Origin of the sequence: Mesorhizobium sp. M1D.F.Ca.ET.043.01.1.1 (assembly GCF_003952385.1) — a bacterium.
In the GTDB taxonomy this organism is placed as follows: Bacteria; Pseudomonadota; Alphaproteobacteria; order Rhizobiales; family Rhizobiaceae; genus Mesorhizobium.
This window is the reverse complement of the sequence record NZ_CP034444.1, coordinates 5,934,391-5,949,751: the sequence shown is the minus strand read 5'-3', so window position 1 is coordinate 5,949,751 and position 15,361 is coordinate 5,934,391. Positions and strand designations below refer to the sequence as shown.

At 64.1% G+C, this 15,361-nt stretch carries 13 protein-coding genes and 1 other RNA gene; 2 read left to right on the top strand and 12 right to left on the bottom strand.

Features of this window, described 5'->3' with window-relative positions; translation table 11 throughout:
- Positions 1-13: 13 nt before the first annotated feature.
- From EJ067_RS28475 to mraZ, 6 genes are read right to left on the bottom strand one after another with little or no spacing between them, the layout of a single operon-like run.
- A complete protein-coding gene (locus EJ067_RS28475; RefSeq protein WP_126088473.1) occupies positions 14-1,447 on the bottom strand; it encodes a UDP-N-acetylmuramoylalanyl-D-glutamyl-2,6-diaminopimelate--D-alanyl-D-alanine ligase in 1,434 nt (477 codons plus the stop codon).
- Positions 1,444-2,898: a UDP-N-acetylmuramoyl-L-alanyl-D-glutamate--2,6-diaminopimelate ligase gene (locus EJ067_RS28470; RefSeq protein ID WP_126088472.1), complete on the bottom strand. Its 1,455-nt coding sequence runs from the start codon at positions 2,896-2,898 to the stop codon at positions 1,444-1,446. The genes EJ067_RS28475 and EJ067_RS28470 overlap by 4 nt, the downstream gene beginning before the upstream one ends.
- A gap of 54 nt (positions 2,899-2,952) precedes the next feature.
- Positions 2,953-4,677 (bottom strand): penicillin-binding protein 2, encoded by a 1,725-nt coding sequence (locus EJ067_RS28465; protein ID WP_126088471.1) that lies wholly within the window; start codon positions 4,675-4,677, stop codon positions 2,953-2,955.
- The gene (locus EJ067_RS28460; RefSeq protein ID WP_126088470.1) at positions 4,674-5,069 is read right to left on the bottom strand and encodes a hypothetical protein; all 396 of its coding nucleotides are present in this window, start codon (positions 5,067-5,069) and stop codon (positions 4,674-4,676) included. The genes EJ067_RS28465 and EJ067_RS28460 overlap by 4 nt, the downstream gene beginning before the upstream one ends.
- A 4-nt stretch (positions 5,070-5,073) precedes the next feature.
- A complete protein-coding gene (gene rsmH / locus EJ067_RS28455; protein ID WP_126088469.1) occupies positions 5,074-6,090 on the bottom strand; it encodes a 16S rRNA (cytosine(1402)-N(4))-methyltransferase RsmH in 1,017 nt (338 codons plus the stop codon).
- A complete protein-coding gene (gene mraZ, locus EJ067_RS28450) occupies positions 6,087-6,545 on the bottom strand; it encodes a division/cell wall cluster transcriptional repressor MraZ (protein WP_126088468.1) in 459 nt (152 codons plus the stop codon). The genes rsmH and mraZ overlap by 4 nt, the downstream gene beginning before the upstream one ends.
- 391 nt (positions 6,546-6,936) lie before the next feature.
- Here mraZ and EJ067_RS28445 point away from each other — a divergent pair, with 391 nt between their 5' ends.
- The gene (locus EJ067_RS28445) at positions 6,937-8,052 is read left to right on the top strand and encodes a cystathionine gamma-lyase (protein WP_126088467.1); all 1,116 of its coding nucleotides are present in this window, start codon (positions 6,937-6,939) and stop codon (positions 8,050-8,052) included.
- Between the two features lie 23 nt (positions 8,053-8,075).
- Here the strand turns inward: EJ067_RS28445 and EJ067_RS28440 are convergent, their stop codons facing one another.
- The 6 genes from EJ067_RS28440 to EJ067_RS28415 form a co-directional block, all read right to left on the bottom strand.
- On the bottom strand, positions 8,076-8,255 hold the full coding sequence (locus EJ067_RS28440) for a type II toxin-antitoxin system RelE/ParE family toxin (RefSeq protein ID WP_126088466.1): 180 nt from the start codon (positions 8,253-8,255) through the stop codon (positions 8,076-8,078).
- Between the two features lie 40 nt (positions 8,256-8,295).
- An RNA gene (gene rnpB / locus EJ067_RS28435) (RNase P RNA component class A) lies at positions 8,296-8,696 on the bottom strand.
- 113 nt (positions 8,697-8,809) lie between these two features.
- Complete coding sequence (locus EJ067_RS28430) at positions 8,810-9,520, bottom strand: transglycosylase SLT domain-containing protein (protein ID WP_126088465.1); 711 nt, start codon at positions 9,518-9,520, stop codon at positions 8,810-8,812.
- A 185-nt stretch (positions 9,521-9,705) separates the two neighbouring features.
- Entirely contained in the window at positions 9,706-10,473 is a 768-nt protein-coding gene (locus EJ067_RS28425) for an N-acetylmuramoyl-L-alanine amidase (RefSeq protein WP_126088464.1), read from the bottom strand.
- A complete protein-coding gene (locus EJ067_RS28420) occupies positions 10,470-11,189 on the bottom strand; it encodes a DnaJ family molecular chaperone (RefSeq protein ID WP_126088463.1) in 720 nt (239 codons plus the stop codon). Before EJ067_RS28420 ends, EJ067_RS28425 begins: the two co-directional genes overlap by 4 nt.
- Before the next feature lie 137 nt (positions 11,190-11,326).
- Entirely contained in the window at positions 11,327-11,533 is a 207-nt protein-coding gene (locus EJ067_RS28415; RefSeq protein ID WP_126088462.1) for a hypothetical protein, read from the bottom strand.
- Between the two features lie 189 nt (positions 11,534-11,722).
- Between EJ067_RS28415 and EJ067_RS28410 the strand changes: the two genes are divergently transcribed.
- Positions 11,723-15,334, top strand: coding sequence for a hydantoinase B/oxoprolinase family protein (locus tag EJ067_RS28410; RefSeq protein ID WP_126089781.1), 3,612 nt, complete (start codon positions 11,723-11,725; stop codon positions 15,332-15,334).
- Positions 15,335-15,361 lie beyond the last annotated feature (27 nt).

Genomic DNA, 15,361 nt, shown 5'->3' with positions numbered 1-15,361 from the left:
CCGGAGCCCGACCTTAGGTCGGTTCAATGGTTGTGGCTTCCGCCGGAAATTTGCCGAGCAATGCCTCGACCAGTTTTGAAAATCCGATGCCTTTCGACGACTTGACCATCACCACGTCGCCGGGCCTGATGGCCGACATCACGACCGGCTTCAGCTCTTCCGCTCCTGACCGGTACTCGGTTTCGACATCGGAAGGCAAAACCTCGGCCAGCGCCCGCATCTCCGGGCCGCCGAGAAAGACGTTGCGCGTTTCCGTGCCGACGATGAGTTCGGCAAGCGCCGCATGGAGCTTCGCCGAATGGCTGCCGAGCTCCAGCATGTCGCCAAGCACGGCGATGCGCCTGCCCTCGCCCGATACCGGCGTGGCATTGAGCAGCGCGATCGCTGCCGCCATCGACGCCGGGTTGGCATTGTAGCTCTCGTCGATCAGCGTGATCGGGCCGCTTGGATGATGCAAGATGTGGCGCCTGCCGCGCCCGCGCTCGGCCGAAAGATCCGCAAGCGCCGCCGCCACCTTGTCGAGATCGGCGCCGACCAGTTGTGCGGCGCCCAGCACGGCCAGCACATTCTGCACGATGTGTCGGCCAGGCGCCCCGACACGGGCCGTCACGTCCTTCTTGCCGATCTTGACGGCGATATCGGAATGATCGGCGTAGAGCTCGCAGCCGGCAAGGCGGAAAGCCGAGCGGGCATTTTCGCCGAAGCCGAAGACATGCTCGACGCCGGCCTCCCTCGCCATTTTCCCGAGCAGCTTCCAGCGCGGATCGTCGCGGTTGAGCAGCGCGGCGCCGCCAGGCTCGATCCCTTCGAAAATCTCGGCCTTGGCCATGGCGATCTCGTCGAGATTCTTGAAGAAGCCGAGATGGGCGGCGGCAATCAGCGTGACGATCGCAACATGCGGTCTGACCATCTTGACCAGCGGCCTGATCTCGCCTGGATGGTTCATGCCGATCTCGAAGACCGCGTAGTCGCAGTCTTGCGGCATGCGGGCCAAGGTCAGCGGCACGCCCCAATGATTGTTGAACGACTGCGCCGAGGCATGCACCCTGCCGACCGCCGACAGCACATGGCGCAGCGCCTCCTTGGTGGTCGTCTTGCCTGCCGAGCCGGTCACCGCGATGATCTTGGCCCGTGAGCGCGCGCGCGCCGCAACGCCAAGCTTCTCGAGCGCCGCCAGCACATCCTGGACGACGATCATCGGCGCCGTCAGCCGGCCGAGCGACGGCAGCTTGCCCTCGGCGACGACCAGCACGGAAGCTCCCGCCTTCACCGCCGCGGTCGCGAAATCGTGGCCGTCCATCGTCTCGCCCTTGATGGCGAAGAAGACATTGCCGGGCTCGAGGCTGCGGCTGTCGATGGAAATGCCGGTGATGCCTTCCGGCAGCGAGCCGATCGGCCTGCCGCCCATGGCCTCGACGAGCGCTTCCGACGTCCAGAGCAGGCTCATGCGGCGCGCTCCTGAAGCGCCTCGCGCACTTCCTCATGGTCGGAGAAGTGGAAGGTTTCGGTGCCGATGGTCTGGCCCTCCTCATGCCCCTTTCCGGCGACGATCAGCGTATCGCCGGCATGAAGCATCGCCACCGCCTCGTGGATCGCCTTGCGGCGGTCGCCGATCTCGATGGCGCCGGGCGCCGCGGCAAGGATGGCCGCGCGGATGGTTTCGGGGATTTCTGTGCGCGGATTGTCGTCGGTGACGATGACGACATCGGCGAGCCGGGTGGCGATCTCGCCCATGATCGGCCGCTTGCCGCGATCGCGGTCGCCGCCGCAGCCGAACACCACAACGACCCGGCCGGTGGTGAACGGGCGAACCGAGGTCAGCACATTTTCCAGCGCATCGGGCTTGTGCGCGTAGTCGACATAGACTGGAGCGCCGGCCGCCGTCGTGCCGATAAGGTCGAGCCGGCCCGGCGCGCCTTTGAGTTTCTCCAATGCAGCCAAGGCTTTGCCGACGGATGTTCCAGTCGAGATTGCGAGGCCTGCCGAAACCAGCGCGTTGGCGATCTGGAAATCACCGGCCAGCGGCAGGTCGATTTCGTAAAGCACGCCGTCGGCTTCGACCTCGGCACGCTGCCGCCGCCGCTCATGCTCGACGCGCTTCAGCGTCAGGAATCCGCCGTGGCGGCCGACCGTGAGCACGTTGAGACCCGCGGCCCGCGCTGCTTTGATCGTCGGCTCCGACCATGGATCGTCGGCGAAGATGATCGCCGGCGCGCCCTTGGGCAGCAGCGCGTCGAACAGTCGCAGCTTGGCGCGATGATAGTCCTCGACCGTCGGATGATAGTCCATGTGGTCGCGGCCGAGATTGGTGAAGCCGCCGGCGGCGAGCTTCACGCCGTCGAGGCGGCGCTGGTCGAGACCGTGGCTGGAGGCCTCCATCGAGGCGTGGGTAACGCCGGCCTCCGCCAGTTCCTTCAGCAGCTTGTGCAGCGCCACCGGATCCGGCGTGGTCAACGAACCATATTCGTTGCGGCCGGGCGCCACGACGCCCGTCGTGCCGATCGAGGCGGCGGCAAAACCGGCCTGCTCCCAGATTTGGCGGGTGAAAGCGGCAACCGATGTCTTGCCGCTTGTGCCGGTGACGGCGACCATCGTCTCGGGCTGCTTGCCGAAGAAGCGCGCCGCGCTCTGCGCCAGCGCCAGGCGAGGATCATCGACGGCAAAGACCGGGACCGGCAGGCCGGAAACGCCCGCGCCCTTGCCGGTGACGATTGCAGCAGCACCTCGGCTGGCGGCATCGGCGGCATAGGTCGAGCCATCGGCCTTGCTGCCGGCGAGCGCGAAGAAGACGACGCCCGGCTTTACCTGGCGGGAATCGGAGGAGAGACCGGTCACCTCCAGATCGGGGGAAGCTGCTCCCTCGACAGGCAGGATACCGGCTAGATCTTTCAGATGCATTGAGTCCCGTTCACCGCAACAAAATAGCGCGCAGTTGCCGGCGCGCCCCAAGAATCACTGATAGGAAACCAGCGTTGCACCATTTTCATGGCTGAAATCTGGCTTCACGCCAAGCATGGAAGCCGCGCGCCTGATGATGTTGCCCGCCATGATGCCGGCATTCGAGGCGGCAGTGGCGCCCATGCCCGGCTTTTCCGGCTTCGGCTCGTCGGCGATGGTCAGCACGATATATTGTGGATCGTCCATCGGGAAAGCCGCGACGAAAGCGTTGAAATTCTTCTCCTTCGAGTAGCGGCCGTTGACGACCTTTTCCGCCGTGCCGGTTTTGCCGCCGACGCGATAGCCTGGAACCTTGGCGTTCTTGCCGGAGCCCTTCTCGGCATTGAGCGCGTAGAGATAGCGCATCCCTTCCACGGTCTTGTCTTTGACCACCTTTTTGGCGACCTCCGTTGCCTGTTCTGCAGTGCGCGGCAGAAAGGTCGGCTCGATCAGATAGCCGCTCATCAACGCCGCGCAGCCGACGGCGGTCTGCAGCGGCGTCGTCGAGACGCCGTGGCCGAAAGCGATCGTGATCGAATTGACCTGCTTCCAGACCTTGGGCTCGGTCGGACGCGCCACTTCTGGCAATTCCGTCTGCATCTTTTCGAGCACGCCCAGGCGATGCAGGAACTCGCGATGCCCCTCGATGCCGACAGCCTCGGCTTCCTTGGCCGAACCGATGTTGGATGAATAGATGAACACTTCAGGCACCGAAAGCACACGGCCCTTGCTGTGGAAGTCGTGAATGGTCTGGCGGCCAATCCTGATCGGACGGGACGCGTCGAAGCGGCTCTCCAGCGTCACCTTGCCGGAGTCCAGCGCCATGCCGGTGGTGAAGCTCTTGAAGGTCGAGCCCATCTCGTAGAGGCCCGCCGACATGCGGTTCAGCCGGTCCTTTTCCTGAGCGTTGTATGGATTGTTGGGGTCGAAATCCGGCACCGACGCCATGGCCAGCACTTCGCCGGTCTTGATGTTGAGCACCACTGCGCCCGCCGCGATTGCATGGAACCGTTCCATGCCGGTAGCGACTTCGTCGCGCACCACGTGCTGGACGCGCAGGTCGATCGATAACTTTACCGGCCTCAGATCCCGGGCTACCGCCAGCCCCGACGCCTGCAGGTCGGTCAGGCCCTGGTCGTCAATGTACTTCTCCATGCCGGAGATGCCCTGGTTGTCGATGTTGGTGAGACCGACAATGTAGGAGGACGTCTCGCCGCTCGGATAGAAGCGCCGCTTTTCGGTGCGGAAGCCGAGACCCGGAATGCCGAGCGCCATGATGTCGGCCTGCTGCTTCGGCGTCAGCTGCCGCTGCAGCCAGACGAAGCCGGCGCCGCTCTTCAGCTTGTGATATGTCTGCTCATAATCGATCTCCGGAAGCACCGTCGACAGCTTCTCGATCGCCTCGTCGGCGTCGACGATGCGGCGCGGCTCGGCGAACAGCGACGCCGTCTTGATGTCGGTCGCCAGCACCTCGCCGTTGCGGTCGACGATATCCGGCCGCGAGGCCGTGACCCGGCTTTGCGGACCGCCCGACATGTCCGGGTTCTGCAGGCCGAGATAGACCAGCCTACCGGCAATGGTCGAATAGATGGTGAAGAACACCGCCATCGTCATGACGATGCGCGTCTTGGCCTTGCCGCCGGTCGCCTTGCGGGCGGCATCGACGACGATCGAGCCGTCCTCGGCCATCTTCATTCGACGCTTCAGCAGGTTACCGATCTTTGGAAGCCTGCCGATCATTGCACGGTGCTCCCGGTGACCACCGGATCCTTGCCTCCCGGGGGCTCTTTGCCGGAATTGTCAGCCATGCCGCCAAGCCGCTGCGACGACAGGTCCTCGATGTTGACAGGTTTCACGGGCACGTCGTCGAGACCGCCGATCTGCCGGGCGTTGAGCGGCTCGAGCCCGAGCTGCGACTTGTAGAGTTCGGCAAGCTTCTGCAGCCGCGCCGGCTGGGTGAGCAGGCTCCAGTCGGCCTTCAGAAGATCGATCGTGTCTTCCTCGTAGCGGATCTGCGCCTGCAGCTTCTGCACCGCCGCCAACTGGTCCTCGGCTTCGCGCTTGGTCTTGTAGGTCAACGCCGCCGCCGAGACCATGACGGCGATCAGGACTATGTCGCTGGTACGAAACACGTGCTTACCTCTCCCCCGGCCGCTCGACGGCGGGAAGCTTTGGAAGGCCGAAAATCGAAAAGTCGCCGGGGCGCGCCGGCACGTCGGTGCGGATTGCCGCGCGCAGCCTGGCCGAACGCGCGCGGGGATTGACGGCGATCTCGGCCTCGCCCGGCGTCACCCCACCGCCGGACTTGCGGAAGGTCGCCAGCCGCGCAGGCGCGTCGGGCATGTGGCGCGAACCCGATGCCGCATCGGCGCGATCGGCGATGAAACGCTTGACGATGCGGTCCTCCAGCGAATGGAAGGTCACGACGGCGAGCCGCCCGCCAGGTTTCAGCACACGCTCGGCGGCGAACAGCGCGCCGGCCAGTTCGCCGAGCTCGTCGTTTACGAAGATGCGCAGCGCCTGGAAGACCCGGGTGGCCGGATGGATCTTGTCCTTCGGCGCGCGTCCGATATGGGTGGCGATGGCGTCGGCCAGATCGAGCGTGCGCTCGAAGGGCCGTTTCTGGCGCCGGGTCTCGATCATGCGGGCGATGCGGCCGGCATGCCGCTCCTCGCCGAGGAAACCGAAGATGCGGGCAAGATCGCCCGCCTTGAAGGTGTTGACGACGTCTGCAGCGCTCAGGCCCGCCTGTGCCATGCGCATGTCGAGCGGCCCATCGGCGCGAAAGGAAAAGCCGCGCTCGGCCTGGTCGAGCTGCATGGAAGAAACGCCGATGTCGAGCACCACGCCGTCGGCGCTCTCGACATGCTTGTCGAGCGTCGAAAACGGCGCCTGCACGAGTTTCAGCCTGCCGCCGGCCTGCTGTTCCAGAGCCCTGCCTGCGCCGATCGCATCCGGATCGCGGTCGATCGCCACGACCGAAGCTCCGCACTCGAGAATGGCTCCGGTGTAGCCGCCGGCGCCGAACGTCCCGTCGACGACAGTCTCGCCCGCCTTGGGCTCAAGCGCCTCCAGCACTTCGCCAAGGAGGACCGGAATGTGACGGACCAGTCCGCCAACGGCGTGAGGATCATCGCCGTGGCCAGCCATCATTCCGGTCGCTCCCCGGGCTTCGTCCCCTGCCGAAGCTGCAAGAGCCTGGCCCGCGCCTGCGCCCCATAGGCGGCAAGCCGGCCCGGTTCCCATATCTGAAAGAAATTGCCGCGGCCGACAAAGGCCACCTCGTTCGAGATGCCCGTATGCTCGCGGATGAAATCGGTCATCGTGATGCGACCGTCCTGGTCGAGCTTCAGGAACGTCCCGTCGCCATGGCAAAAGAAGGACATGTCGTCCGCCGTCTGCAGGAAGGGATCCTCCAGCGCGATCCGCTGCTCGTAGCGGTCGAGCAGGTCGAGCCCGCCGACGTCCATCGCCGGAAGGTCGAGGCAGCGTAGCGCATAGAGCTCGCCATAGCCACGCTTCTGCACAACCGCGCGGAAATGCGCCGGAACGGACACCCGCCCCTTCGCATCGATCCTGTTCACTGCGTTTGACAGAAATCGGTCCACTACACGTTACAGCCGCTGTCGCCGCCGCACCCCTTCCCATGTTTTTCTCCGCGCCGCCGCGCATCGCCTCGCGGCAAACCGCTTCATTCACCAAGGCGAAAACCGGCAAACGCGCAGCCGCCGCGACTGCCCGGTTGGCGCACGCTTCACCCTGACGCGGAACGAAGGCTTGATTTGAATGGGATATCATGGGGCACTATGGGCGTCAACGGGAAGAGGCATCACAAACGCGCGCGCCACAACCAGGAAGAGCAGCCTGACGGCACGTCTCGTCTTTATCCTCTATTAAGCCTAACGAAGCGTTTAGAACCGTCTGGCCCAAAAGGACGCCGCTTGCTGCGAGCCTGCGGCGCGCCTAGCGTCGAACCCCTGTTCAGCAAGGAATGAGCCCATGACCGAAACCGCGAAGTCACGCGCCGCGACACTTGCCCATCTGCGCAGCGTCGATTTCGCCAAAGGCGACCCCATCCCCTTGCCGCTGATCATGGCCTCGATCTTCCATACGCCGGGCGCCGAAGCCGGATTCGATCAATACGGCCGTTACGACAATCCGACCTGGCGCGCCGTGGAGCATGCGCTCGGCCATCTGGAAGATGCGCGATGCGTTGCCTTTCCGTCGGGAATGGGCGCGATCTCTTCGGTGTTTTTCGCGCTGCTGAAGTCCGGAGATCGCGTGCTTCTGCCGTCGGACGGCTATCATGCGACGCGCGCGATGGCGGAGCGCTTCCTGAAGCCGTTTGGCATCGCTTTTGACACAAGGCCGACACCGACTTTCCTCGATGGCGGCTTCGACGGTTATCGGCTCGTCTTTGCCGAAACCCCGTCCAATCCGCGACTGGATATCTGCGATATCTCGGCTGTGGCCGAGGCTGCCCATGAGCAAGGGGCGATCTTCGTCGTCGACAACACGACGATGACGTCCTTCGGTCAGCGCCCGCTCGACCTCGGCGCCGACATCGTGGTCTCGGCCGACACCAAGGCGGTGAACGGCCACTCGGACGTGCTGTTCGGCCACGTCGCAAGCCGCGATTCCGACATCATCGCCAAGGTTACGAACTGGCGCGAGCTGGCAGGCGGCATCCCCGGACCGTTCGAGGCCTGGCTCGTGCATCGCGGCCTCGAGACGCTGGAGGTGCGTTTCGATCGCATGTGCTCGTCAGCCGAAACGATCGCCCGCCGGCTCAAGGGGCATCGCGCCGTGAGCGGCCTGCGTTTTCCAGGCCTTGAGGGCGACGCCTCGCACAATCTGGCGCGCGCCCAGATGGAGCGCTTCGGCTTTTTGATCTCGTTCGAGCTGGCGTCGGAAGAGAAGGCCGAGGCTTTCATCGACAATTGCGCTTTGATTGAAGCGGCGACTTCCTTCGGCGGCGTGCATACGTCGGCCGAGCGGCGCTCGAAGCGCGGCGACGCCGTGGCGCCCGGCTTCGTGCGCCTGTCGGTCGGCTGCGAGCCGGTCGAGGAGCTCTGGCGGGCGATCGAGGCGTCGCTGGAGCGGCTTGGCGGTTGACCATGATCGACCCGCCGGATCGATCACGAATCCAGGTCGTCAGCTTCGATGTTGCGCCGGCCATGCAGGATGCGGATGATTTCTATCGCGTCCTCGGCAACGCGATAAAAGGTAAGATACTCACCGACGATCAGGTGGCGGATGCCGGGTGCGAAGAAGCGTCTGCCCGCCGTCCCTGAATCAACAGGCGAGCCTGACGGCACAACCCGCTGATTTCAGGAGCTCTCTTGGCTGTCGCGGAAAAATGCCAGCTGGCCTGTAAGCCGGGTTCTGTATGGCTCCCGCGCCTTGCGGCGCGAGAACGTGGCGGCCATTCATCTTGGGCGCGTGTCGCCACACGCCTCACGCAACCTACCCGGGCGGTGGGCCGGAAACAGCCCTCGAAGGTTTCCCTTCGCACCGCCCCTATTCGGTCTTGCTCCCGGTGGGGTTTGCCGTGCCGCTCCTGTTGCCAGTCGCGCGGTGGGCTCTTACTCCACCCTTTCACCCTTGCCGCGGCATTCGCCGCGGCGGTTTGCTTTCTGTGGCACTTTCCCTGGGGTCGCCCCCGCCGGCCATTAGCCGGCACCGTGTCTCCATGGAGCCCGGACTTTCCTCACCCGCAGCCTTTCGGCTCTTGCGGGCGCGGCCGCCCGGCCAGCTGGCAAGCGCGTATAAAGGGATTCCCGCCGGAAAACGCAAACGAAAAAGCCAATGCATGTCGCCCAAAAGTGTGCAGCGGTTTGGGACAACGACATGCAAGAGAAGCAAATCGCCTTTAGGCGGGCGAGCCGAGCGCCGCCATCTGCACCTTCACCTTGCTGCAGTAGGCGGCCGAAACCGGATTCATCCGCCTCGCGCCATGGCCGGCGTTGTACTTCAGGATCGTGCCGCAGGTCGTGCCGCCGCCGAGGCCCTGCGCCATGGCCAGGTACTTCATGCCGTATTTGATGTTGGTGTCGGGATCGAACAGCCCCTTGGCCGAACCGGTATAGCCCATCATCCGCGCCGTCGCCGGCTTGATCTGCATCAGGCCGATCTCGCCGGCGCTGCCGACCATGTTCGGCCGATAGTTGCTTTCGATCTTGATGACGGCCTTGGCGAGCGATACCGGCACGCCGTAGCTCGCTGCATAGCGGGCGATGATCGCCGAATATTGGCCGCCGCCGGTGGCGACGGATGACAGGGCGGGCTTTTCGGGGTGGATGGAAGCCGTGGTCGTCAGGTCGACGGTCTTCCTGCCGCGCCTTGCACTTCGCTTGACCGTTGATTTTGCCGACCGCGTTACCGCGGCTTTCTGCACCTTTGCCTGGTCGACTTTCGTAGTTTTTGCGGTTTTGGGCTCGGGGGCAGCCTTCGGCGTCGCGGGGGTGGCAGCGAACCCATTGTCGGCTGCCCGCAGGCTAAGCGGGGCACTGTTTGCCGAGCTGAAGGTAAAAGTCATCACTCCGGCAGCAACGGCTGCCGCTACAACGGTCAATCTTTGCATGTAGTCCTGTTCTTTTAGAACCGCGCGAAGAACTTCGCGCAGCTGGGCCAACTCAACATCGGAGCATCCCGGGAGGATAGATGTCCGACAACTTGCGGGAGATGCGTTTGGAGAGGGAATTGGCGCCAATGAAGGCGAGGCAATTCACTTTGTATGACAAATTGTAATTTAGAGGATTTGGGGGACTATTTGGGCGAGGCGATCTTAACGGAAGCCAGCAGCCTTTGCAGCGTGCGGATCGTCGAGTCGTCCGCCACGCCGTCGACAAGTTGCCGGCGGAAATGCCGCTGAAATGCCGCCACAACAATTTCCGTTTGGCGATCGAAGGCGCCCGATTTCTCGACGCCGTACCCGTAAAGCGCCAGCATCGATTGCAGCGCCTCCACGTCAGCGCCGCTGTCGCCCGCCTTCAGCGCCGCGCCATGCCTGATCGGGGTCGCTGGAACGAGATGGCCGACGCCGGCCGCGAAGAGCGCTTTCCAGGGAAACTTCTCGCCCGGATCGACCTTGCGTCCCGGCGCGACATCGGAATGCGCGAGCACCCTTTGCTGTGGAATCGAATGCCGGCCGGCGACCCCCTCGCATAAACCGATCACGGCGTCGATCTGCCGCTTCGGGAAGGCTTTATAGCCCAGCGCATGTCCGGGATTGACGATCTCGATGCCGACAGAGCAGGAGTTGATGTCGACACGTCCGCACCATGAACTCTTGCCGGCATGCCAGGCGCGGTCGCTCTCGCGCACCATCTGCACGATGCGGCCGTCCTCATGGACAAGATAATGCGCGGACACCTCGCTTGCCGGATTGCACAGCCACGCTTCGGCGCCGGCGCCCGTCGCCATGCCGGTATAGTGCAGCACGATCATGTCGGGCCTGAGCGTGTCGCGCCGCGGACCGAAATTTGGCGACACCCTGACCTCGGCACCCGGCTGGTCGGGCAAAGAACCGCTCATACGTGCCTGAGGCCCCGTTCGATCATCTCATAGGCCGCATTGATCGCGGCGACCCTGGTCGTGGCGATCTTGATGAATTCCTGCGGCAGGCCGCGCGCGATCAGCCTGTCGGGATGATTGTCGGAGATCAGCTTGCGATAGCGCTTCCTGACCTCCTCGAACGGCTTGCCCCGCTCGACGCCCAGAATAACATAGGGATCGGCGGCGCCGAGATGGACGTGCCGCGACAGGATCGCCTGGTAGTGCGCCTCGTCGATCCGGAAGATCTCGGCGATTCGATGCAGGAACTGCCCTTCCCGCTCATGGATCAGTCCGTCGGCCTTGGCGATATGGAACAGCCCGTCGAGTATGTCTTCCAGCATCATGCAATTCGCATGGCCGGAACCGCATAGCTGCGCCATGCGCTCGGCATAGATCTCGAACCCGGCAACGTCACGCTTGGCGAGGTCGTAGAGGCGCGCCACGTTGCGTGTTTCCCTGGGCGGCACTTCGAAGATTTCCTGGAAAGCGCGCACCTCGTCCTGGGTGACGATGCCGTCGGCCTTCGCCATCTTGGCCGAAAGCGCGATCATCGCCACCGAGAAGGCAACGCGCCGGCGCAGGTCCGCATCGCCGGAAAACACGGTCCGCACGGCCTCGACGACATCGGCGACGCCCGAGGACGCCGACGACGAAACACGAGCGATGAAGTCGCCGAGGCGGTCCCAAATCGACATGCCGGCTTCTTAGTGCGAACCGGGCACCGCTATCAAGCCGGGACGATGCCGCAGGTCAAACGGCTGTGGACGGCAGTTCCGCCAAAAAAAGGAAGGCCGGCGCAAGGCCGGCCTTCCCGATTTCATTGGATTGAGTTCTACTGCGCGGGCGCAGCAGGAGGTGTTGCCGGAGCCGGTTCAGCAGGCTTCGATGCGTCAGGCGTAGCTGGCTTCATCGGCTGCTCGTTGGCCGGCGGGTTGGTGCTCTGGGTGGTCGTGTTGTCTGTGCCGGTGCCGCTGTCGCTGCAAGCCGCGACCCCCAGCAGGGCGAGCGCCGAAACAGACGCCAGAATGAGCTTCTTCATGGTATCTCTCCTTCAGCAAGCGTTCACGTTTCGGTGAACGGCCGCAAGGGAAATGCATCGGGCGCCTCACAGGTTTCATAACGTTGCGTTTCCAAATGTAACATCAACTTGTGATTGCCGCGGCCGAAACGGCGAACTAACTGAGCACACGCTCGTACAGATTGGATAGGCAGAATGACGGCAGCCGCGGTGAACAAGAAATGGGATTTCTGGATCGACCGGGGCGGGACGTTCACCGACATCATCGGCCGTGATCCGCAAGGGCAGTTGCATCCCCGAAAGCTGTTGTCGGAGAACCCCGAGGTTTATGCCGATGCTGCCATCCAGGGCATCCGTGATCTGCTTGGACTGAAAACCGGCGCGACCATTCCCACCGACCGGATCGGCGACATAAAAATGGGCACCACGGTCGCCACAAATGCGCTGCTCGAGCGGAAGGGCGACCGGGTGCTCCTGCTCATCACCAAGGGCTTTCGCGACGCGCTGCGCATCGCCTATCAGGCGCGTCCGGATATCTTTGCCAAGGAAATCGTCCTTCCGGAACAACTCTACGAGCGCGTGATCGAGATCGATGAGCGCGTGCGCGCCGACGGCCGCGTCGAACGGCTGCTCGACATCGCCGCCTGCCGCCCGGCGATAGAGCAGGCCAAGGCCGACGGCATCGACGCGGTCGCCGTCGTCTTCATGCATGCCTGGAAATATCCGGACCACGAAAAAGCGGTGGCCAAGGTCTGCCGCAAGATCGGCTTCAGCCAGATCTCGGTCAGCCATGAGGTCTCGCCGCTCATCAAGCTGGTTGGTCGCGGCGACACCACGGTTGTCGACGCCTATCTGTCGCCGATCCTGTCGCGCTATGTGCGGAAGGTGGCGGGCGAGCTGGGTGCCGGCCCTCGCCTGATGTTCATGATGTCGTCGGGCGGGCTGACCGCCGCCGACATGTTCCAGGGCAAGGATGCGCTGCTGTCGGGTCCGGCCGGCGGCGTCGTCGGCATGGTCGAGACGGCGAAGCTCGCCGGTTTCGACAAGGTCATCGGCTTCGACATGGGCGGCACCTCGACCGACGTCGCGCATTATGACGGCGACTATGAGCGCGCCTTCGATACCGAAGTCGCCGGCGTGCGCATCCGCGCGCCGATGATGCGCATCCACACCGTGGCGGCCGGCGGCGGGTCGATCCTGCATTACGAGGCCGGTCGTTTCCGCGTCGGCCCGGACTCGGCCGGCGCCAATCCCGGCCCCGCCGCCTACAGGCGCGGCGGGCCGCTCGCCGTCACCGACGCCAATGTGACGCTCGGCAAGCTGCAGCCCGATGTCTTCCCGGCGATCTTTGGTCCCGGCCAGGACCAGCCGCTCGACGCCGGCACCGTGCGCGAAAAATTCGCCGCGCTCGCTGCCGAGATCGGCGATGGACGCTCGCCTGAAGCGGTGGCCGAGGGCTTCGTCACCATCGCCGTCGAAAACATGGCCAACGCCATCAAGAAGATCTCGGTGCAGCGCGGCTACGATGTCACCGAATATCTCTTGAACTGCTTCGGCGGCGCCGGCGGCCAGCATGCCTGCCTGGTCGCGGATGCGCTCGGCATGGAAGCGGTGCTCATCCATCCCTTCTCGGGTCTGCTTTCGGCTTACGGCATCGGACTGTCGACGGTTTTCGCCTCGCGCCAAAAGGCGCTATTGAAGCCGCTGGCCGAAGAGTCCCGTTCCTCGATCGAAGAACTGATTGCGGCTTTGCGCCAAAGCGTCGTCGCCGACCTTGCCGCGCAAGGCATTGCGGAAGCCGCAATCACCTCGAGACCGGTCCTGCAGATCCGCTATGACGGCACCGACACGACTTTGCCGGTGAATTTCGAGCATGGCTCGATTTTCCGCGCCAGAAGCGATTTCGAGGCCGCCCACAAGGCCCAGTTCGGCTTCGTCTACGAAAACAAGCCGATGATCATCGAGGCGGTTGGCGTCGAAGGCAGCGATGTCGGAACGGCTGCGCGCGACGAAAGTGAATCAAGCCGCGAAGACAAGGCGGCAAGCCCCTGGCAGACCCGGCAATTCTTCGCCGACGGCGCCTGGCGCGATGCCGGTATCTTCCGGCGCGAGGATTTGAAGCCCGGCCATAAAGTGGCGGGTCCCGCCCTCGTCATCGAGCCGAACCAGACCATCGTCGTCGAACCGGGCTGGCAGGCCGAGATCACGGCCCTCAACCATGTGCTCCTGCGCCGCATCGAGAAAAAACGCCGGCAGGCGGCGCTCGGCACCGAGGCCGATCCGGTGATGCTGGAGGTCTTCAACAACCTTTTCATGTCGATCGCGGAGCAGATGGGCGTGACGTTGCAGAACACCGCCTATTCCGTCAACATCAAGGAACGGCTGGACTTTTCCTGCGCGGTGTTCGACCGCCACGGCGCGCTGGTCGCCAACGCGCCGCACATGCCGGTGCATCTCGGATCGATGGATCGCTCGGTCGATACCGTCATCCGGCTGAATTCGGGCGATATCCATCCGGGCGACGTCTTCGCGCTCAACGCGCCTTACAATGGCGGCACGCATTTGCCCGACATCACCGTGGTGACGCCCGTGTTCGATGACGCGCGCAAGGAAATCCTGTTCTGGGCAGCCTCGCGCGGGCACCATGCCGATGTCGGCGGCACGGCGCCCGGCTCGATGACGCCTTTGGCCACCACCGTCGACGAGGAAGGCGTGCTGTTCGACAATTTCCGCATCGTCGATCGCGGCCGCTTCCGCGAGATGGAGCTCGAGGTGCTCCTGACCGACCATCCCTACCCTGCCCGCAATCCCGCGCAGAACATCGCCGACCTCAAGGCGCAGATCGCCGCCAACGAAAAGGGCGTGGCGGAGTTGCGCAAGATGGTCGCGCATTTCGGCCTCGATGTCGTCGAGGCCTATATGGGCCATGTCCAGGACAACGCCGCCGAAAGCGTGCGCCGCGTGCTGGAACGGCTGCCAGACGCTTCGGAATACGAGTACCCCACCGACACCGGTCAGGTGATCAAGGTGAAGATCACGGTCAACCGGGAAAAGCGCCAGGCGACGGTCGATTTCACCGGCACCTCGAAGGTCGAGAAGAACAATTTCAACGCGCCGGAGCCGGTGGCGCGAGCGGCCGTGCTCTATGCATTCCGCGTCATGGTCGAGGACATGATCCCGATGAATGCCGGATGTCTGCGACCGATCGACATCGTCATTCCCGACGGCTGCATGCTGAAGCCCGCCTACCCGGCCGCGGTCGTGGCCGGCAATGTCGAGACCTCGCAGCATGTCACTAACGCGCTGTTCGGAGCCATGGGCGCGATGGCGAACGCGCAAGGCACGATGAACAACCTCACCTTCGGCAACAAGCAATACCAGTATTATGAGACGATCTGCTCCGGCTCGCCGGCCGGCCGGATGAATTCTGGCCGCGGCTTTGCCGGCACTTCCGGCGTCCATACGCACATGACCAATTCGCGGCTCACCGATCCGGAGGTGCTGGAATTGCGCTTCCCTGTCGTGCTGGAAGACTTCCACATCCGCGAGGGCTCCGGCGGCAAGGGCAAGTGGAACGCCGGCGACGGCACCAAGCGCACCATCCGTTTCCTGGAGAAGATGGAGTGCGCCATCCTCTCCTCGCACCGCAACCGGCCGCCGCGGGGTCTCGAAGGCGGCGGCGATGGCGAGGCGGGTTCGACCAAGGTCAGGCGCAACGATGGATCGGTCGACGTGCTCAAGGCCTGTGACCAGACGACGCTCGATGCCGGCGAGGCCGTCGTCGTCGTCACGCCGACGCCTGGCGGGTTCGGCAAGGCGTAAACTTAACGTCAACAGCCTGTCACCTGC

Bases quoted from the DNA above. Each gene is read 5' to 3' on its own strand.
- EJ067_RS28475 (WP_126088473.1), bottom strand. From the start codon at position 1,447: ATGAGCCTGCTCTGGACGTCGGAAGCGCTCGTCGAGGCCATGGGCGGC.
- EJ067_RS28470 (WP_126088472.1), bottom strand. From the start codon at position 2,898: ATGCATCTGAAAGATCTAGCCGGTATCCTGCCTGTCGAGGGAGCAGCT.
- EJ067_RS28465 (WP_126088471.1), bottom strand. From the start codon at position 4,677: ATGATCGGCAGGCTTCCAAAGATCGGTAACCTGCTGAAGCGTCGAATG.
- rsmH (WP_126088469.1), bottom strand. From the start codon at position 6,090: ATGATGGCTGGCCACGGCGATGATCCTCACGCCGTTGGCGGACTGGTC.
- EJ067_RS28445 (WP_126088467.1), top strand. From the start codon at position 6,937: ATGACCGAAACCGCGAAGTCACGCGCCGCGACACTTGCCCATCTGCGC.
- EJ067_RS28430 (WP_126088465.1), bottom strand. From the start codon at position 9,520: ATGCAAAGATTGACCGTTGTAGCGGCAGCCGTTGCTGCCGGAGTGATG.
- EJ067_RS28425 (WP_126088464.1), bottom strand. From the start codon at position 10,473: ATGAGCGGTTCTTTGCCCGACCAGCCGGGTGCCGAGGTCAGGGTGTCG.
- EJ067_RS28420 (WP_126088463.1), bottom strand. From the start codon at position 11,189: ATGTCGATTTGGGACCGCCTCGGCGACTTCATCGCTCGTGTTTCGTCG.
- EJ067_RS28415 (WP_126088462.1), bottom strand. From the start codon at position 11,533: ATGAAGAAGCTCATTCTGGCGTCTGTTTCGGCGCTCGCCCTGCTGGGG.